We start from the raw sequence: 18,006 nt of genomic DNA, 5'->3' as shown, positions 1-18,006 counted from the left end.
TGGTGCTGACTCTTTGCGGACAACGCGGCCTTTTGTTGCCGGCTGCCGGAGCGGCCCTCGCAACCTACTTCAGAACTGCAGCGAGTTCGATCAAGTCATTTGCCATGTATTCCCAACCGTCGCGCGGCTTGACAACGGCAGCCTTCGACGGGTCATGCGCATTTGCGCGAACGACATACGCCGTCTTCAATCCGCATCGACGCGCGGCGTCCAGATCGTAGTCGTGGGCGGCAACCAGCATCGCTCTGTCCGGCTCCACGCCCAGCAACTCGCAGGCACGAAGATACACCTGTGGCATCGGCTTATAGGCCTCGGAGACATCAGCGCCGAGGATCGTATCCCATGGCAGCCCGGCATGTTTTGCCATGTCCACCAGAAGTCGGGTGTTCCCATCGGACAGCGGTGCGACGATAAAGCGTTCCTTCAATCTGAAAAGACCCTCCACCGAGTCCGGCCACGGCTTGAGGCGGTGCCAAGCCAGATTGAGATTTTCCAGTTCGGCGCTCGGTACAGCCGATGGCATCAACCCGTATCCTTTCAGACAGGCTTCCAGGTTCTCCATGTTGAGCAGATCGAGCGGGACAAAGGGCCGCCGACCGCAGCGAACGGCTTCAACCGATGCGTCATAGCGTCCGACCCAAGCATCGGCAAAAGCACTAGCGTCGATATGCAAAGCATCGTGGCGCTTCAGAAAAGAACTTGCCTCCGCCGCTATGCTGCCGCGCCAATCGACAACGGTCCCCAGGACGTCGAAGAACAATACCTCAACTTTCGTCACTTTCGCTCTCCATACTCGTCGATTGGGGGGGCCGTCAGTCGCGGTAAGAGGGGCCGATCTTGTCGAGCTGCCGCTTGAGATAGTCGAAAACCTGATCGTTGTAGGGCAGCCAGCCGTCCGCTTTTCTATGCCAGATCGTTGGACATGACATTGAGCGGTTGCCCGTCGATCGGCCCCAGTGCTGACTCGATCTCGTCGGCCGCTGCGAATACTTGGGCGCGTCGGAAACATCGGCGGTTATGGCGAGAGCCTCGCCGCCCTCACCTTCGATTTCCACTGTCAGCTGGCTCAGAGCGGGCTTGTCGCGGGCGATCAAAGCGACCTTCGCACCCTCCCGCGCGAGGCGCAGCACAACAGCGCGCCCAATGCCAGCAGAAGCGCCGGTGATCACCGCTGTCTGTTCAGCCTCAATCCGACGGCGCCAGGTCGGTGCTGGCAAGGCTAAACCGCCGGTCCTTCGAGCCCGCTTCTCTCGTGCGATTTCCACAGGAACCAGCCGAGGACGGTACCGAAGAAGAATGTGTGGGCAATGAACTGCACGACCGGGCTTGCTTGCAGAAACCAGGGGAACGCGATCGGCGCGATCACATAGAAATTGACGAGCCACAAGGCTAGGCCAAAGATGCTGCCGAGACCAATGAAGGTGGCCTGCCCTCGCAGCATTGCGGCAATCTCCCCGAACACGATCCCATAGACGATGGCCAGGATCAAATGCACGATCACGCCAGCGATGCTGGCCGTCAAGAGCGGGTAGCCGGGATCGAGAGCTTCCGGTCCAAGCGCGATGGCGCCGATCATGCGCAGGGGCGTGAAAAACGCTTCCGCCCCCATCATGAACGCACTCGCCGTCATTTCAAACGCCGCAAAGACGAGGCCTGCGACAATGCCCGCAACGGCACCCTGCTGGAGTCCCCATCGGATGTCGCGCGGCGTCACCGGCGTGTGGATGTAATCACGGTAAGCCATAACACTGCTCCTTGTTCTGGACGCAGACTCATCCGCAAAACCAATGCCGGGCACGCGTCGGCGGTTCCGGGCGTTCGGCGCAACTCACGAGGATTTGATTGAAGTTGATGTTCTCACGCCGAGCGGACGGTTCGGCCTTCGCCCGCATCGTCGCTGCAGCCATGCAGCTTCCCCGCGACCGCCCCAATCCAGCTATTACCTCGCGCGAGACCTTAGCTGGCTCCATAGGTCGTAGCCCGCAAGGAGGACGCCGATGCCGACCGCAACGCCTAGATCTGGATGCGGGACGAACCGGATTACGACGCCGAAAAACGCCAGAAAGACAACAAACGCCGATACGGCCAGGAAGCGGCTCAAATTCATCTATTGTCCTCCGCCCGCCGCGGCATACCCGTCTCAGCCTCCGTAGATCAGGTTGGGCAGCCCGTACACGATCTGCGGGAAGATGTAGATGATGACCATGCACAGGATAACGATCAGCATATAGGGCATCATTCCGCGGAAAATATCCGAAAGCTGAACATGCGGCGGCGAAATGCCCTTGAGGTAGTAGGCCGACATCGCCATGGGCGGCGACAGAAAGGCCGTCTGAAGATTGACCGCGACGAGTACGCCAAAAAACAGCGGATCGATCTCGAAATGCGCCAACAGCGGCAGGAAGATCGGGACGAAGATCACGATAATCTCCGTCCATTCCAGCGGCCAGCCCAGGATGAAGATGATGATCTGGGCGACGATCAGAAACATCAGCGGCGACATATCGAGGCCGGTGACGAAATCGCTGATCAGTTGCTGGCCTCCCAGATAGGCAAAGACCGAGGCGAAGGTCGCGGAGCCGACGAACAGCCAGCACACCATTGCGGTCGTGCGCGCCGTCAGATAGACCGACTCCTTCAGGCGTTTCCACGTCAGGGCCCGGTAGGCGGCGGCCAGCACCACGCCGCCGAGCGCGCCGATGGCGGCAGCCTCGGAAGGCGTGGCGAGGCCGAAGAGAATAGCGCCGAGCACCGCGAGGATCAGGACCGCCAGAGGGACGAAGGAGGTCAGCAGCATCCAGCTGATTTGCAGGACCGAATAGTGCCCTACCTCGTCTCGGGTCGGCTTCGGCGCCACCTGCGGCTGCAGCACCGCCTTCGCCACCACATAGATCAGATAAAGGCCGGCAAGCAGCAGTCCTGGAAGCAGGGCTGCAGCATACATACGGACCACCGAAACTCCCGCCGTCGCGCCATAGACGATGAGCAGAATGGACGGCGGAATGAGAATGCCGAGGGTTCCGCCCGCGCAGATCACTCCCGAGGCATAGCTGATGTCGTACCGCGCCTTCAGCATGGCGGGGAACGCCAGCAGGCCCATGAGTGTCACGACCGCGCCGACAATGCCTGTAGCCGTTGCGAAAAGGGTGCAGGTGATGAGGGCGGCGACCGCCATGGAGCCAGGAATGTGCCGGGTGGCAATATAGAGGGTGCCGAAAAGGCGCTCGATGATATTGGCCCGCTCGACGATGTAGCCCATGAACAGGAACAGCGGGATGGCGGTCAGCACGTCGTTCGAGATCACTGAATAGGTCTGATTCACGAACAGGTCGAAAATGCGGTTGTTGAAGAAGCCGCCGATCCAATGCTCCGTAAGCGTCCAGCCGTCGGCACCATCCTCAACCGCCCGTTCGTAGGCGCGCCACATCCGCCCCGGATTTAAATAAGCGTAGTAGCCAAAGGCGACCCCCAGCGCCATCAAAGTGAACGCAACCGGGAAGCCAAGGAAGATCGCCAGAAGCAGAATGAGCAGCATCGCGACGGCGACCTGAGGATCGCTCATCTGTCTTCTCCGTCGCGGTCGGGTTGGTTGTCGGGGTGTTTGTCGGGGTGGATGAATGGAAGATCGACTGCTTCCGAACCGTGATGCAGAACATCGAGCGTCTTGGCTTCCATCAGCACCTTCTCGGTCTCTTCCACGTCCTCAGCCGCGCGCGGCCATGTTCCGGTTTGCAGACAGACGACGCAGCGGAACACCTGAGCAATCCCCTGCATGAAGAGCAGGATGCCTGCCACCATGATGACGGCCTTGAACTGGAAGATCGGAATCCCGGCCGGACTGTTCGAGCTTACCTCGAGATAGCGGAAGCTGCGCGCGGCATACTTCCAACCGGCCAGAATCAGCGCCGTGACGCCTGGGAAGAAGAAGATGATGTAGAGGACAAGTTCGACCGCTGCTTGCACGCGCGGCCTCCACAGACGGTAGATGAAGTCGCCGCGCACATGCCCGTCTCGCGACAAGGTGTAGGCGCCGGCCATCATGAACATGGTGCCGTAGAGCATGTAGCTGAGGTCGAATGCCCACGCTGTCGGCGCGCTGAACAGGTATCGCACGACAACTTCATAACTCACGCCGAGCGTCATGACGACGACGCTCCAGGCGAACACCTTTCCAAACCATGCCGAAAGTTCGTCGGCGAATGCAATGTAACGGAGCATGTGCTGGGTTCCGTCAGATACAATCCGGCGGTCCGGAAGACCGCCGGATTTGCCGAAGCGGAGGCGCGAATTAGAGCTTCAGCTTGCCTGGGAAATAATGTTCGTATGCCAGTGTCAGGTCGGCTGAATTCATAAGCTCGTAGTAGACAACGCGTTCGACCCATTGGCGCTGGCTATCGAGCACCCGTTTCATGAACTCATCCGCCTCCAGCGTCGGGATGATCTTGTCCCAAGCCTGGAGTTGTGCGTCGAGGATCTCCTTAGAGGTACGGTGCACGGTGACGCCGTGCTCGGTCTGCAGCCTTTGCAGGTCGGCCGAATAGTTGTCGAGGGCGAACGCGGTGTTCGCGGTGCTGGCCGCCTCGACGCCATATTCGAGAATGGCCTGCAAATCGTCGTCGAGGTCGTCGAATACGTCCTTGTTGAACAGGAATTCGAACGACTCGCTCGCCTGATGATAGGACGACAAGATGTAGTGCTTGGCGACGTCCTGCGAACCGAAGCGAAGGTCGGATGACGGATTGTTGAATTCGAAAGCGTCGATGACCCCTCGCTCCATGGCCGGCACGATTTCACCGCCGGGCAGCTGCGCCACGCTGAGGCCGAGGTTCTGCATGAGATCGGCCGCAAGACCCACCGTCCGATACTTGAATCCCTGCAGTTCGGCGGGTTTCGTGACAGGATTCTTGAACCAGCCGAACGGCTGCGCCGGCATCGGGAAGCCGTAGAAGCCGACGACGTTGAGGCCCATGATGTCCTGCGTCAGCTCGCGATAGAAATCCTTGCCGCCGCCCTGGTGGAACCAGGCGAGCATGGTGGTGGCGCTGCCGCCAAACACGGGGCCGGTTCCGAAAAGCGACGCGGCCTTGTGCTTGCCGTACCAGTAGACGGGGACGGTATGCGCGGCGTCGATGACGCCGTCATTGACGCCATCCAGCACCTGGAACGCGCCAACGACCGCACCAGCGGGCAGGAGCTCGAACTTCAGCCGGCCGCCCGACATCTTTTCGACGCGCTCTATGTATTGCCGCGCGAAATCCATCCAGATGTCCGACGCAGGCCAGGAGGTCTGCATCTTGATGGTCACCGGCGCCTGCGCCAGTACGGCCGGGGCCGAGAGCGTCGTTGCTGCAGCCGCACCGGCCGTGATGGCGGTGGACTTTTCCAGGAACCCGCGACGCGAGATTTTCTTGTCGGACATTTACTCCTCCCACTGTTTAAACTCGTCTGCCACAACCAGAATATGCAAACTCGCCCTTCACGCAACCAATTTCGCTGCCGGTGACATCGGACCTCGGGCAACTGGTCCGGCACAAGCGCCACTGTGTTTCCGCATCGAACTTTTTAGCAGTCTGCGCATATCCTCCATCTGGTCCCCATAACGAATGTAGGACTGCTGCGCAGGCTGCCAAGGCGGTTGTAACGATCCCCAGTGTTGGCCGTCCGCGAAGGGCCCTGTTTATGGAAGCATAGGCCCCTTGCTCGCAGCTTGGAAACGAGATTGAGGTCAATCGGACCCTCTGATCCTCCACCTCACGCCGCCAGCACCGCCTGATCCAGCCCGCGGATAATCTTGGCCAGTTCGACACATTCGTCGTGCCGGACCTTGTTGCGCCGCCAGGCGAGGCAGATCGTGCGCTGCGGCACCGGTTCCTGGAACGGCACGATCTTCAAATCGCGCATGGCGCTGGCCGGCCCTGCGGCCATTTCCGGGATGAGTGTGACGCCGAGCCCGTGCGCCACCATCTGCAGCAGCGTCGTCAGGCTGGTTGCGCCATAGCTCGCCATTGCCACCGGCCGCACGCTGCCGCAGACGGCAAGCGCCTGTTCGCGCAGGCAGTGGCCTTCCTCCAGCAGCATCAGCCTTTCCAAGGCCGGGCTTTCCGGCGGCACCGGCGGCGAGGCGAATGCGGGATCGCCGGCCGGCACGGCAAGGAAGAATCGGTCGGAGAAAAGCGGCTCGGTGATCAGCCAAGGCTGATCGAGGGGAACGGCCGCGATGAAGGCGTCGAGCTTTCCCAGGGCGGTGTCCTCGGCCAGGGACGCGGTCACCGCTTCGCGCAATTCGAGCTGCAAGGCCGGAAAATGCCGTTTCAGCTCCGGCAGCACATGCGGCAGGAGATAGGGCGCCACCGTCGGGATGATGCCGAGCCGGAAGCGTCCTTCCATGGCGGGGCGGCCACGCCGGGCCGTGGTCTCGATCTCGCGGATATCGGCAAGAATGCGCTCGATGCGCGGCAGCATGGCCAGTGCCTCCTCGGTCATCCGAACCGATTTGCTGCCGCGCTCGAACAGCCGGCAATTCAGCCGCAGCTCCATCTCCGCGATCTGCGAGGACAGCGCCGGCTGACTGACGCCGGCCAGCTTCGCCGCGCGGCCGAAATGCAGCGTCTGTGCCAGCGCCTCGAAATATTGCATCTGCCGGATGGTGAGACCTATCATAAGGAAAACCTATCGCAACTAACAGGAAAGGCAATTTGTTTTTATCGGCAATGCGGACTAGTCTGGGACCATTCCAGAATGGCGTGGCTCAAGGCCCGTCGGGAAAATCAACAATCCCGGAAATCGAAATCCACAATCGGAGAGAACGATGGACGCAATGACTGATGACCCAAGCGCGGGCAAGTGCCCGGTCGTGCACGCAACCGCTGCCAGGGCGAATCGCGATTGGTGGCCGAACCAGCTGAACGTCCAGGTCCTCCACCAGCAGTCCGCACTGTCCGACCCGATGGGCGAGGCATTCGACTATGCCAAGGAATTCAGGAGTCTCGACCTGAACGCCGTGATCAAGGACCTGCATGCCCTGATGACGGACTCACAGGAGTGGTGGCCGGCCGACTTTGGCCATTACGGGCCACTGTTCATCCGCATGGCCTGGCACAGCGCCGGCACGTACCGTATCGGCGACGGCCGCGGCGGCGCCGGAGCCGGCCAGCAGCGCTTTGCGCCGCTCAACAGCTGGCCGGACAACGTCAATCTCGACAAGGCTCGCCGGCTGCTGTGGCCCATCAAGCAGAAATACGGCCGCAAGATCTCCTGGGCCGACCTCATGATTCTCACCGGCAACGTCGCCCTGGAATCGATGGGCTTCAAGACCTTCGGTTTCGCCGGCGGGCGCGCCGACGTCTGGGAGCCAGAACAGGACATCTACTGGGGTCCCGAAGGCAAGTGGCTGGCCGACGAGCGCTATAGCGGTGAACGCGATCTCCAGAACCCTCTCGCCGCCGTGCAGATGGGTCTGATCTACGTCAACCCCGAAGGGCCGAACGGCAACCCGGATCCGCTCGCCGCGGCGCGCGATATCCGCGAGACCTTCGCACGCATGGCAATGAACGACGAGGAGACCGTCGCGCTCATCGCCGGCGGACACACCTTCGGCAAGACCCACGGCGCCGGCGATGCGACGCTGGTAGGCCCGGAGCCGGAAGCTGCCGGCATCGAAGAGCAGGGCCTCGGCTGGACGAACACTTTTGGCACCGGCAAAGGCGGTGACGCGATCGGCAGCGGCCTGGAAGTGACCTGGACGACGACGCCGACGAAGTGGGGCAACAACTTCTTCGACAATTTGTTCGGCTTCGAATGGGAGCTGACCAAGAGCCCGGCCGGCGCGCACCAGTGGACGCCGAAGGGCGGCGCCGGCGCGGGCACGGTGCCCGATGCGCATAACCCGGCAAAGCGTCACGCGCCTTCGATGCTGACCACCGACCTCGCTCTGCGGTTCGATCCTTCCTACGAAAAGATCTCGCGGCGCTTCCATCAGAATCCGGACCAGTTCGCCGATGCCTTCGCCCGCGCGTGGTACAAACTGACCCACCGCGACATGGGCCCGATCGTGCGCTATCTCGGCCCGCTCGTTCCCAAGGAAGAGCTGCCGTGGCAGGATCCTATCCCTGCAGTCGATCATGTGCTGGTCGACGAGCTGGACGTGGCCGCCCTGAAGGCGAAGATCCTCGCCTCCGGCCTCTCGGTGCCGCAGCTGGTCTCGACTGCCTGGGCATCTGCCTCGACCTTCCGTGGCTCCGACAAGCGCGGCGGCGCCAACGGGGCGCGCATTCGCCTCGCGCCGCAGAAGGACTGGGACGTCAACCAGCCGGCTCAGTTGGCGAAGGTCCTGGAGAAGCTCGAAGCAATCCAACAGGAGTTCAATGCTTCACAGTCCGGCGACAAGAAAGTCTCGCTTGCCGACCTGATCGTCATTGGCGGCGGCGCCGCAATCGAAAAGGCCGCGAAGGACGCCGCCAACTACGTGAAGGTCCCGTTCACACCGGGGCGCATGGATGCCTCGCAGGAGCAGACCGACGTCGATTCCTTCGCGCCGCTCGAACCGACCGCCGACGGTTTCCGCAACTATCTCAGCGGCCCGCAGCGTTTGTCGCCTGAGGAGGCGCTGGTGGATCGGGCGCAATTGCTGACGCTGACGGCGCCGGAGATGACAGTCCTCGTCGGCGGCCTGCGTGTGCTCGGCGCAAACGCCGACCAGTCCAGCCACGGCGTCTTCACCAGTCGGCCTGAGACGCTGACCAACGACTTCTTCGTCAACCTGCTCGACATGGGCACGGTGTGGAAGTCGACATCGGAGGCCAAGGACGTGTTCGAAGGACGCGACCGGACGACAGGCGAGCTCAGGTGGAGCGGCACCCGCGTCGACCTCATCTTCGGCTCGCACTCGCAGCTGCGGGCGCTCGCAGAAGTCTATGCGACCGCGGACGCCAAGGAGAAATTTGCCAACGATTTCGTGGCGGCGTGGAACAAGGTGATGAACGCCGGTCGCCTCGAACTCGCCTGATCGGCGCCGAGGCGCTTCTGGCGCGGCTGCCTCAAAGGCCGCCGTAAGTTCCTCGGCCCCCAAATAAAAGACGCGGGTCAGGCCCGCGCCTTTTTTAATTCGTTTCTTCGACTTTCAGTCCTTCTCGAAGATGCGGGTCTTGGCGACCACGCCGGCGATGGCGCCGCCGATCAGCGGTGCGACGATGAACAGCCAGAGCTGGCCGATCGCGGCACTGTCCGAAAACAGCGCCGGGCCGATCGAGCGGGCCGGGTTGAGCGATGTGCCGGTCACCGGAATGATGGCGAAATGCAGTCCCGCCAGCGTCAGGCCGATGACAAGGCCGGCAAAGGCCGTCGTGTGGCTGCCGCTGGTGACGCCGAGGATCACCGTCACGAAGGTGAAAGTTCCGATCAGCTCCCACAGGAACGCCGAGCTGACGCCCCACTTCGTTGCATCCCAGCCATTGGCGCCGAAGCCGCCTGTATGGCCGCCGACTTGTCCGGAGACGATGATCCATAGCGCAAGCGACGCAATGATGGCGCCGATGATCTGTGCGATCCAATAGGGGATGACGTCCTTGGCCTGCATTCGGCCGGCGAGGAACACGCCGAGCGTCACCGCCGGGTTGAGATGCGCGCCCGAAATCGGGCCGATTGCATAGGCCGCCGCAATCAGGCCGATGCCGAAAGCAAGACCGATGCCTTCCTGGCCAAGCGGCAGCGCGCCGCCGAAGCCGCCAGTCACCACCGAAGCCGTACCGATGAACACCAGTAGAAATGTGCCTAAAACTTCCGCCAGATAAGTCTTCATTGCCCTCTCCTCGTAATTTCCCGCCGATCCGCTTGCAGTTCTTCGCGAATCACGCAGCGGAAGACTACCGCAACTTCAAAAGTTTGAAAGCACAAGCAATGCACCGATTAGAGCCGCGGGTGCCAAGGGGGCTGCTTCGATCTTGGCATCCGGGACTCTCCCGCTTGTGTGCGCCAGTCGGTCGCTTTAGAGCAGGGAAATTAATTTGCTGAGTAACGGAATAAGAAAATGCGACTGGGCGGACGGCTGGCGGCAGCCATCGAAGTGCTGGAGGATATCGGCCGACGGCACCGGCCGGTGGCCGACGCGCTGAAGGATTGGGGCCTGGCGCACCGCTTCGCGGGAGGCGGCGATCGCGCGGCGATCGGCAACATCGTCTATGACGCGCTGCGCCGGAAGCGCTCGGCCGGGTTTTTGCTGGGCGAAGATACGCCGCGCGCCATCGGTTTTGGCGCGCTGCTGCTTGAATGGAACCAGACGGCGCAGTCGCTGAACGAAACGCTCGACGGCGACAAGTTTGCGCCGCCGCTGTTGAACGACGGTGAACTGAGGGCCGTCACCGATCGCCGGCTCGATGCTGCGCCGTCGGCGGTACGGGCTGATATTCCGGATTGGTGCGAACCGCTTTTCGAGCAGGCCTTTGGAGCCAGCTGGGTCGACGAAGGTGCGGCGTTAGCGACCCGCCCACCGCTGGACCTCAGGGTCAACACGCTGCGGGCCGACCGCGGCAAGGTGCTCGCGGAGCTGGCCGGGACCGGCGCCAGGGCTGCACGGATCGCACCGCACGGCATTCGCATCCCGCCGATCGCGGGCAACGGCAGGCACCCGAACGTGCAGGCGGAACCGGCCTTCCAGAAAGGCTGGTTTGAGGTTCAGGACGAAGGCTCGCAGATCGCCGCCACGCTGGCTGGCGCGGAGGCCGGAATGCAGGTCCTCGACTTTTGCGCCGGAGCCGGCGGCAAGACCCTGGCACTGTCGGCGGCGATGGACAATCGCGGCCAGGTGTTCGCACATGATGCCGAAAAGGCGCGGTTGGCGCCGATCTTCGAACGCATCCGGCGCTCGGAAAACCGCAACGTGCAAATCGTCACCAAGCCGGCCGAGCTCAGCACCCTTTCGGGCCACATGGATATCGTCCTGGTCGACGCGCCCTGCACCGGCAGCGGCACATGGCGGCGCCGGCCCGATGCCAAATGGCGGCTGACGCAGAAGCAGCTCGATGCACGCAAAGGCGAGCAATCGGCGATCCTCGATGCGGCCAAAGCCTTCGTCAAACCGGGCGGGCTGCTGGTCTACATCACCTGCTCGGTGTTCGACGAGGAGAATGGCGAACAGGTCGCTGCCTTCCAAGATCGTAACAGCGGCTTTGTCCCGGTCGATCACCGCCAGCTCTGGGACAGCCGCTTTCCGGGCCACGAGACGGCTGCGCGTATCGGCGCCGCAGGCGGAATTTCGCTGTCGCCGGCGCTGAGCGGTACCGATGGATTTTATGTCTGTGCGCTGCGCAAGGACGGCTGAACCATGCCGGCGGACCTGATTGCTGCAGTGCAGCAATAGCGATTGCCTGTCGCTCCTGCCTCTGCAATAAGCTTTTCTGACAGGAGCGTGACAAGCCCATGGCAGCAAAGATCGTACCCGCCCCCGACTATGAGGATCGCGTCAGGACATCCTTCGCGCGCCAGAACGCCATGACGACCATCGGCGCCGAGCTGACGCTGGTGACGCCCGGCATCATCGAGATCGAGATGCCCTATTCGACGGCGCTGACCCAGCAGCATGGCTTCCTTCATGCCGGGGTCATTTCGACGGCGCTGGACTCGGCCTGCGGCTATGCGGCTTTCTCGCTGATGCCCGAGAATTCGGGCGTGCTCACTATTGAGTTCAAGGTCAATCTGCTAGCGCCGGGCCGGGGCGAACGCTTCCTGTTCCGCGGCTCGGTGACGAAGCCCGGCCGCACCATCATCGTCGCCGACGGCCAGGCCTATGCCTTCGCCGTCGACGGCGAGGCCAAGCTGATCGCCACCATGACTGGAACGATGATGACGGTGGTCGGTCGCGATGGCATTGAAGGCTGATCCGATGCGCAAGGCCGTCAGAATTGCGGGTAGGGACGTGCTCTTCGTGATGGCGGCGCAGGCCGAATACGGCCCTCATCTGCAGCGGCTGTTCTCGCCTGTCATGACCGGCGTTGGACCGGTCGAGGCGGGCGTGAGGCTGGGCGCGGAACTGTCATGGCTGAAGTCTGAAAAGGCGCTGCCGGATCTCGTCGTGTCGCTCGGTTCGGCGGGTAGCCGGACACTGGAACAGACGGAAATCTACCAGGCCGTTTCGGTCGCCTACCGTGACATCGACGCCTCGCCTTTGGGCTTCGAGAAGGGCGCGACGCCGTTTCTCGACCTGCCGGTGACCGTGCCGCTGCCGCTCAGGATTCCTGATATAAGGGAGGCGACGCTGTCGACCGGCGCAGCCATCATTTCCGGCAGCGCTTATGATGCGATTGCCGAGGATATGGTCGACATGGAGACCTTCGCCTGCCTGCGAGCCTGCCAATTGTTCGGCGTGCCGCTCGTCGGCCTGCGCGGCATTTCCGACGGGGCTGCCGATCTCAGGCATGTCGGCGACTGGAAGGAGTATCTCCACGTCATCGACGAGAAGCTGGCGGATGCGGTCACGCGGCTGGAACAGGCGATCGGGTCCGGCGCCCTGGAATTTGGACCGTCGCATGAAGACGCGGAATCGGATTGAGGGAGGCACCTCGCAACCCATTGCGCCGACTCATTTCTTTCTCTAAACGCTCGCCATGAAGATAGCCAATCATCCCGACACCGTCCTGATTGTCGATTTCGGCAGCCAGTTCACGCAGCTCATCGCCAGGCGCATCCGCGAGGCCGGCGTCTTTTCCGAGATCGTGCCGTTCCAGTCGGCCGAAGCGGCGTTCAAGCGCATCAATCCGAAGGCGGTGATCCTGTCCGGCGGCCCGGCCTCGACCGGCGACATCGGCAGCCCGCGCGCGCCGCAGATCGTCTTCGACGCCGGCGTGCCGGTTCTCGGCATCTGCTATGGCCAGATGGCCATGTGCGTGCAGATGGGCGGCGTCGCCGAAAGCTCCGACCATCGCGAATTCGGCCGTGCCTTCGTCGAGATCCAGAAGGACAGCCCGCTGTTTGAGGGCCTGTGGGCGCCCGGCCAGCGCCACCAGGTGTGGATGAGCCATGGCGACCGCGTCATCTCCCTGCCCAAGGGATTTGAGGTGTTCGGAAAATCGGAAGGCTCGCCCTTCGCCATCTTCGGCAATGTCGAGCGCAAGATGTACGGCATCATGTTTCACCCCGAAGTGGTGCACACGCCGGACGGCGCCCGGCTGCTGCAAAACTTTGTCCACAAGATCGCCGGCATCGAGGGCGACTGGACGATGCGCGCCTACCGCGAGCACGCGGTCGAGACGATCCGCAAGCAGGTCGGCAAGGGCAAGGTCATCTGCGCGCTTTCGGGCGGCGTCGATTCCTCGGTCGCCGCGCTGCTGATCCATGAGGCGGTCGGCGACCAGCTCACCTGCATCCTTGTCGACCACGGGCTGATGCGCAAGGACGAGGCATCTGGTGTGGTGGAGATGTTTCGCCAGCACTACAATCTGCCGCTCATCCTGGTCGACGCCTCGGACCGTTTTATCGGCGCGCTCGAGGGCGAGTCGGACCCGGAAAAGAAGCGCAAGACCATCGGCCGGCTGTTCATCGAGGTGTTCGAGGAAGAGGCCGAGAAACTTGGCGGCGCCGATTTCCTGGCGCAGGGCACGCTCTATCCCGACGTTATCGAAAGCGTTTCCTTCACCGGCGGCCCGTCGGTGACGATCAAGTCGCACCACAATGTCGGCGGCCTGCCCGAGCGCATGAACATGCAACTGGTCGAGCCGCTGCGCGAATTGTTCAAGGACGAGGTGAGGGCGCTCGGCAGGGAGCTCGGCCTGCCCGACAGCTTCATCGGTCGGCATCCGTTTCCCGGCCCGGGTCTCGCCATCCGCTGCCCAGGCAGCATCACCCGCGAAAAGCTGGAGATCCTGCGCGAGGCCGACGCCATCTATCTCGACGAGATCCGCAAGGCCGGCCTCTACGACGCCATCTGGCAGGCCTTCGCCGTGCTGCTGCCGGTGCAGACCGTTGGTGTGATGGGCGATGGCCGCACCTATGAATTCGTCTGCGCGCTACGCGCAGTCACCTCGGTCGACGGCATGACGGCGGATTTCTACCACTACGACATGGCGTTCCTCGGTGCCGCCGCCACCCGCATCATCAACGAGGTGCGCGGCATCAACCGCGTCGTTTACGACGTGACGAGCAAGCCGCCGGGTACAATCGAGTGGGAATAAAGGTGCATCATTAGCTAGCTTTCGGTAAGTATCGATCAGAGTTGTATAAGCCTCTGAAATAAGTGTGTTTTCCTTACTGCATCTATCGCCATCTATCGCCTGGAAGCGGAATCATTTGGCGGTAAATTTGACGGCATGCGTTTCAGCGTTCTCTTTCCTGCCATGCAATACCGTCGTCCCGCCGATTGCAAGCGCACTCACTTCTTGCCCATCAAAGCATTGAAATACAATGATTGTTCCTAACAGTTGACGGTAAAATCAATGACGGTAAAATTGGCGGCCGAGAAACCCAAGTTGTGATCCGATCCTCTGTCATTATGTTAACAGATATTGCCCTTAAGCGGCTGAAACCGAAAGACAAAATGTACAAAGTTGCCGACCGTGACGGTATGTACGCTGCGGTGTCTCCGACTGGGCAGATTGCGTTTCGGTACGACTACCGGACCAATGGTCGGAGAGAGACTGTGACGCTGGGCCGATATGGCAACGGAGGTCTCACGCTGGCAGAGGCACGCGACCGCTGCCTTGCCGCGCGAAAAATGGTGGCAGCCGGAAAGTCGCCGGCGCAAGAAAAGCAGCGCGAGAAGCGTCGCCTGTCAGGCACGGCGAGCTTCGGGGATCAAGGCAAGCGCTGGTTAAAGGAAGCGAAGATGGCGGATAGCACCCGCTCGATGCGCAAGGCTATTTTCGATCGCGACATTTTGCCGATTTGGGAAAAAAGACTCCTAACCGAAATAACACCTGACGACTTGCGGGCGCTCTGCGCAAAGGTGAGGGATCGTGGTGCGCCGGCAACCGCCGTCCATATCCGCGATGTCGTGAAGCAGATCTATAGCTACGCCATTCTGCACGGCGAGAAGATCGCCAACCCTGCGGACGAGGTGGGACCAGCCTCAATTGCCACGTTCGAGGCGAAAGACCGCGCTCTGTCGCCTGCAGAAATCCGGATAATGCTGAAAGAGTTGGAAAACGTGCCGACGCTGCCGACGATTCGGGTCGGCCTAAAGTTCATCCTGCTCACGATGGTCCGAAAGAGTGAACTACTCGAGGCGACTTGGGACGAGGTCGATTTCGAGAACGCCGTCTGGAGCATCCCAAAAGAGCGAATGAAGCGGAAGAAGCCGCATAACGTCTACCTGTCACAGCAATCCCTCGATATCATGATCGCGCTCAAGACTTGTGCGGCGAACTCCCGATATGTGCTGCCGTCCCGCTACGATGCCGATGAGCCCATGTCGCGCGCGACGTTCAATCGGGTAACCGCGGCGATTGTCGAGCGGGCAAAGCAGCAAGACTTTCCGCTCGCGCCTTTCACAGTGCACGACCTTCGGCGCACCGGCTCAACACTCCTGAACGAGATCGGATTTAATCGCGACTGGATTGAGAAATGCCTTGCCCACGACGACAGGCGGTCCTCTCGAGGTGTCTACAACAGAGCTGAATATGAGCCGCAGCGTCGTCATATGCTGCAGGAATGGGCGGACATGGTCGATGCGTGGGCGGCAGGCAAAAAGCACACGCCCACACTCCAGCCGCCTGCAGAGGCAGCGGTTATCCTTGATCCGATTTGACGGGTCTTGCCTTTCGTAGTCTTACGTCAGGCGCAGGCTTGGTCTTGATTTTTCCGACAGATGACGCATTCCGCCGCTCCTCGATCCACGCTTCGACTTCTGCCAAGTCCCAAACAACACAGCGGGCGGTGAGATTGAAGCGTCGTGGGAACTCGCCACGCTGTTCCATCTCATAGACGGTCGTATCAGACAGGGGAACGATTTCTCGCAGCTGCGACCGGCGAACAGTTCGCACTACTCGACGCGACGCGATGTGTGGTAGAACCAGAAGTGGATCCGGCTGCCCAATTTCGATGCCCTTGAATTTATCGACCTCGGAAGACTGCTGCCGTTTGACCATTTGCGTGACCGGGATGGATTGCCTTACTGGCCAACAATCGCGCAACTTTTCGAGGTTTCGTACAGCCCTCAATTGCGACCACGTATCCTCGCCTACTGACGTGAAGACTCAAGGGCATTTCACTGCGGATTATGTCAGGACCGCACCACCAATGGGATCCATCGAGCAGGCGCTGCATAAGGTCCGACAGGCGATCCTTGCTGCAGGCTTCTCGATGCTCGAATATCTCAAGCTGCGCGCTGACAATGACCTTGCGCCAATTGACGCGTTAATCGGCCGGCGCGGCTAGATCGCGGCGGAGGCGAAGCGCCGCGAGATCACGCTCACAGCCGAGGACGCGAAGCGCCGCCGGCTTCGCAGTTACGCCGTCGCCGATCTCACCAATCATGAGAGATTGCCGACATGGACGGCGAGACTTGGTCTTTGGTTAAACGGCAGCAGGCTCGGCGGTCGCAACGGCTACCTTGTCAAATACTGTGATGAGACACGTTGCATCGCCAACATCTTCATCGAAGATGTGCTCGCATATTTCGAATTCCTGCGTGCCTTAGCGTGGCTGATCACGGAGGACGGCAGAACAGCCGATGCCGACCGACAAAAGGTGAAAGGCAATGAAGGCGAGCATAGTTCCTGCTCCGCTTGGTTGTTTGCGGAACCGGACCGAGTGTTGGAAAATGAAAGTTGGGGACAGTGCTCTCCGGCAGTTGATTGCAGACGCATCACAATGCGTATTACTCCGACTCAACCGCGCGGGAAAACCAATGGCGAAGAAACCCAATGAGACTACGAGCAAGAAAGTTGCTTCGACGGCATCCAAGTTGCTTCGTTCTAACAGCTCCTCAAAGGCAGTCAAATCGGTCGCGGGATCCGCTCTTACGCAAAGGGTGAAAAAAAAGAAATAGCGCCGGTTTGACAGACATGAAGCAGTTTTGGCCTCATTCAGAAGAGCGCCAAGGAGTTTGGTTTCCGGCGAACTGGTTGTGTCCGAAAAGGTGGACTGCACGTTGGCGTCGACGCCATCCACAAACTGGAGAGCGCAGAGATTGGCGTTTTGGTTTGCCTTGATCCACCAACGGCACCGATGCTGAGAGAGGCTGCATCCGAGGGTGAGGTCGGCCCGCGCTCAAAGCAAGTTCCTAAAGTCCAGATTTAGAAGACGCCCGTCGAACGCCTGGGGGATGATAGATCTTCCGGAAGTAGGAAGACAGCTGGCTGTTTCGCCACAAAAGCTTGGCCGCAAGCGGGTTGAGGGTCAAACGGAAATGATGTTTCCAATGTCTTCAAACAGCAGAATGTCGAAGGGCCAAAACGCAAGGGAAATGGGCCCATCCGGACGGTCGACATCGAAGTGACCCGCGGACCATAGCCGAAAACAAAATAGCCTTTAAGGGCCCGCTCGACTGAATCCAGGAGCGGGCTTTTCTAATTCAGGGCGGGGTTCGAACCCACGAGACCGATGAAGGTCCACCTCCTTATCAGGGATGCGCAATCGACCGCTCTGCCACCTATCCACAACGTTGGTTCGATTGATCGATCTTCAAGCCCCGAGACATTCTCGGTGCGAATACGGCGGACTTTTGCCGCAAGCACGGCATTTCGGCAGCGACCTTCTATAAGTTCAAGGCGAAGTTTGGCGGGATGGAATTGTCCGACGCCCGTCCCCTGACGGCGCTGGAGGACGAGAACGCGCGGCTCAAGAAGCTGCCGGCGGAGCGGATGCTCGACAATGGATCTTGAAGGATGCTGCCGCAAAAATGTATGGTCCGCCCCGTCCGGGCAAGGTGTCGCGAGATCGCGAATGACCTATGGAAGGGCCGATACCCTCGAAGAGCGGCTTGGGTTGAAGCCGCTGGTTGGCCAGCGCATTGCGCCGATCATCATCTTCGCCGCCAGCATCGAACATCACCTGGAGCGGCGTTGTGGAAGCTCAAGGGCG

At 61.1% G+C, this 18,006-nt stretch carries 17 protein-coding genes and 1 pseudogene; 9 read left to right on the top strand and 9 right to left on the bottom strand.

The genetic code is table 11. From position 1 onward, the window contains the following. Nucleotides 1-64 precede the first annotated feature (64 nt). The 7 genes from CIT31_RS13685 to CIT31_RS13655 all read right to left on the bottom strand — a co-directional run bounded on the left by CIT31_RS13685 (nt 65) and on the right by CIT31_RS13655 (nt 6,660). Nucleotides 65-778, bottom strand: coding sequence for a haloacid dehalogenase type II (locus CIT31_RS13685; protein WP_095518996.1), 714 nt, complete (start codon nt 776-778; stop codon nt 65-67). A 34-nt stretch (nt 779-812) separates the two neighbouring features. Beyond that, nucleotides 813-1,169: an SDR family NAD(P)-dependent oxidoreductase gene (locus tag CIT31_RS13680; protein ID WP_206073359.1), complete on the bottom strand. Its 357-nt coding sequence runs from the start codon at nt 1,167-1,169 to the stop codon at nt 813-815. Between the two features lie 50 nt (nt 1,170-1,219). Further along, nucleotides 1,220-1,744, bottom strand: coding sequence for a hypothetical protein (locus tag CIT31_RS13675; protein ID WP_095518995.1), 525 nt, complete (start codon nt 1,742-1,744; stop codon nt 1,220-1,222). A gap of 396 nt (nt 1,745-2,140) precedes the next feature. Next, on the bottom strand, nt 2,141-3,562 hold the full coding sequence (locus CIT31_RS13670) for a TRAP transporter large permease (protein ID WP_029348357.1): 1,422 nt from the start codon (nt 3,560-3,562) through the stop codon (nt 2,141-2,143). Continuing rightward, on the bottom strand, nt 3,559-4,218 hold the full coding sequence (locus CIT31_RS13665; RefSeq protein WP_095518994.1) for a TRAP transporter small permease subunit: 660 nt from the start codon (nt 4,216-4,218) through the stop codon (nt 3,559-3,561). Before CIT31_RS13665 ends, CIT31_RS13670 begins: the two co-directional genes overlap by 4 nt. Nucleotides 4,219-4,288: 70 nt before the next feature. Next, entirely contained in the window at nt 4,289-5,419 is a 1,131-nt protein-coding gene (locus CIT31_RS13660; protein ID WP_095518993.1) for a TRAP transporter substrate-binding protein, read from the bottom strand. A 332-nt stretch (nt 5,420-5,751) separates the two neighbouring features. Continuing rightward, a complete protein-coding gene (locus tag CIT31_RS13655) occupies nt 5,752-6,660 on the bottom strand; it encodes a hydrogen peroxide-inducible genes activator (RefSeq protein ID WP_095518992.1) in 909 nt (302 codons plus the stop codon). Nucleotides 6,661-6,808: 148 nt separating this feature from the next. On the opposite strand from CIT31_RS13655, the gene katG reads away from it, so the two are divergent. Continuing rightward, the gene (gene katG / locus CIT31_RS13650; RefSeq protein WP_095518991.1) at nt 6,809-9,004 is read left to right on the top strand and encodes a catalase/peroxidase HPI; all 2,196 of its coding nucleotides are present in this window, start codon (nt 6,809-6,811) and stop codon (nt 9,002-9,004) included. Between the two features lie 114 nt (nt 9,005-9,118). On the opposite strand, the gene CIT31_RS13645 is transcribed toward katG, so the two are convergent. Further along, nucleotides 9,119-9,796: an MIP/aquaporin family protein gene (locus CIT31_RS13645; protein WP_095518990.1), complete on the bottom strand. Its 678-nt coding sequence runs from the start codon at nt 9,794-9,796 to the stop codon at nt 9,119-9,121. Between the two features lie 228 nt (nt 9,797-10,024). Here CIT31_RS13645 and CIT31_RS13640 point away from each other — a divergent pair, with 228 nt between their 5' ends. From CIT31_RS13640 to CIT31_RS13620, 5 genes are all read left to right on the top strand, one after another. Then, nucleotides 10,025-11,314 (top strand): RsmB/NOP family class I SAM-dependent RNA methyltransferase, encoded by a 1,290-nt coding sequence (locus CIT31_RS13640; protein WP_095518989.1) that lies wholly within the window; start codon nt 10,025-10,027, stop codon nt 11,312-11,314. A 98-nt stretch (nt 11,315-11,412) separates the two neighbouring features. Beyond that, nucleotides 11,413-11,871, top strand: a complete 459-nt coding sequence (locus CIT31_RS13635) for a PaaI family thioesterase (protein ID WP_029348345.1) — start codon at nt 11,413-11,415, stop codon at nt 11,869-11,871. Between the two features lie 4 nt (nt 11,872-11,875). After that, nucleotides 11,876-12,541: a 5'-methylthioadenosine/S-adenosylhomocysteine nucleosidase gene (locus CIT31_RS13630; RefSeq protein WP_095518988.1), complete on the top strand. Its 666-nt coding sequence runs from the start codon at nt 11,876-11,878 to the stop codon at nt 12,539-12,541. A 55-nt stretch (nt 12,542-12,596) separates the two neighbouring features. Then, entirely contained in the window at nt 12,597-14,159 is a 1,563-nt protein-coding gene (gene guaA / locus CIT31_RS13625) for a glutamine-hydrolyzing GMP synthase (protein WP_095518987.1), read from the top strand. A gap of 317 nt (nt 14,160-14,476) precedes the next feature. Then, nucleotides 14,477-15,730: a tyrosine-type recombinase/integrase gene (locus CIT31_RS13620; protein WP_095518986.1), complete on the top strand. Its 1,254-nt coding sequence runs from the start codon at nt 14,477-14,479 to the stop codon at nt 15,728-15,730. Here CIT31_RS13620 and CIT31_RS13615 read toward each other — a convergent pair. After that, on the bottom strand, nt 15,711-16,070 hold the full coding sequence (locus CIT31_RS13615) for a helix-turn-helix transcriptional regulator (protein WP_425284473.1): 360 nt from the start codon (nt 16,068-16,070) through the stop codon (nt 15,711-15,713). The two genes, CIT31_RS13620 and CIT31_RS13615, sit on opposite strands and share 20 nt — an antisense overlap. Nucleotides 16,071-16,221: 151 nt before the next feature. On the opposite strand from CIT31_RS13615, the gene CIT31_RS34200 reads away from it, so the two are divergent. From CIT31_RS34200 to CIT31_RS13605, 3 genes and pseudogenes are all read left to right on the top strand, one after another. Beyond that, nucleotides 16,222-16,359: a hypothetical protein gene (locus tag CIT31_RS34200; protein ID WP_164746654.1), complete on the top strand. Its 138-nt coding sequence runs from the start codon at nt 16,222-16,224 to the stop codon at nt 16,357-16,359. 105 nt (nt 16,360-16,464) lie between these two features. Then, on the top strand, nt 16,465-16,851 hold the full coding sequence (locus tag CIT31_RS33820) for a hypothetical protein (protein ID WP_133116148.1): 387 nt from the start codon (nt 16,465-16,467) through the stop codon (nt 16,849-16,851). Between the two features lie 752 nt (nt 16,852-17,603). Beyond that, nucleotides 17,604-17,798 (top strand): annotated as a pseudogene (locus CIT31_RS13605) (transposase); the annotation flags it as partial. Between the last annotated feature and the right edge of the window lie 208 nt (nt 17,799-18,006).

Source organism: Mesorhizobium wenxiniae, assembly GCF_002284535.1.
Taxonomy (GTDB): domain Bacteria; phylum Pseudomonadota; class Alphaproteobacteria; order Rhizobiales; family Rhizobiaceae; genus Mesorhizobium; species Mesorhizobium wenxiniae.
The sequence above is the reverse complement of the archived record's forward strand: the minus strand, read 5'-3'. Positions and strand labels throughout refer to the sequence as shown.

Excerpts from the sequence above, each read along its gene's own strand:
- CIT31_RS13630 (WP_095518988.1), top strand. The coding sequence starts at position 11,876 with ATGCGCAAGGCCGTCAGAATTGCGGGTAGGGACGTGCTCTTCGTGATG.
- katG (WP_095518991.1), top strand. The coding sequence starts at position 6,809 with ATGGACGCAATGACTGATGACCCAAGCGCGGGCAAGTGCCCGGTCGTG.
- CIT31_RS13640 (WP_095518989.1), top strand. The coding sequence starts at position 10,025 with ATGCGACTGGGCGGACGGCTGGCGGCAGCCATCGAAGTGCTGGAGGAT.
- CIT31_RS13635 (WP_029348345.1), top strand. The coding sequence starts at position 11,413 with ATGGCAGCAAAGATCGTACCCGCCCCCGACTATGAGGATCGCGTCAGG.
- CIT31_RS34200 (WP_164746654.1), top strand. The coding sequence starts at position 16,222 with ATGGGATCCATCGAGCAGGCGCTGCATAAGGTCCGACAGGCGATCCTT.
- guaA (WP_095518987.1), top strand. The coding sequence starts at position 12,597 with ATGAAGATAGCCAATCATCCCGACACCGTCCTGATTGTCGATTTCGGC.
- CIT31_RS13615 (WP_425284473.1), bottom strand. The coding sequence starts at position 16,070 with ATGGTCAAACGGCAGCAGTCTTCCGAGGTCGATAAATTCAAGGGCATC.
- CIT31_RS13665 (WP_095518994.1), bottom strand. The coding sequence starts at position 4,218 with ATGCTCCGTTACATTGCATTCGCCGACGAACTTTCGGCATGGTTTGGA.
- CIT31_RS13620 (WP_095518986.1), top strand. The coding sequence starts at position 14,477 with ATGTTAACAGATATTGCCCTTAAGCGGCTGAAACCGAAAGACAAAATG.
- CIT31_RS13645 (WP_095518990.1), bottom strand. The coding sequence starts at position 9,796 with ATGAAGACTTATCTGGCGGAAGTTTTAGGCACATTTCTACTGGTGTTC.
- CIT31_RS13675 (WP_095518995.1), bottom strand. The coding sequence starts at position 1,744 with ATGGCTTACCGTGATTACATCCACACGCCGGTGACGCCGCGCGACATC.
- CIT31_RS13655 (WP_095518992.1), bottom strand. The coding sequence starts at position 6,660 with ATGATAGGTCTCACCATCCGGCAGATGCAATATTTCGAGGCGCTGGCA.
- CIT31_RS13670 (WP_029348357.1), bottom strand. The coding sequence starts at position 3,562 with ATGAGCGATCCTCAGGTCGCCGTCGCGATGCTGCTCATTCTGCTTCTG.
- CIT31_RS13660 (WP_095518993.1), bottom strand. The coding sequence starts at position 5,419 with ATGTCCGACAAGAAAATCTCGCGTCGCGGGTTCCTGGAAAAGTCCACC.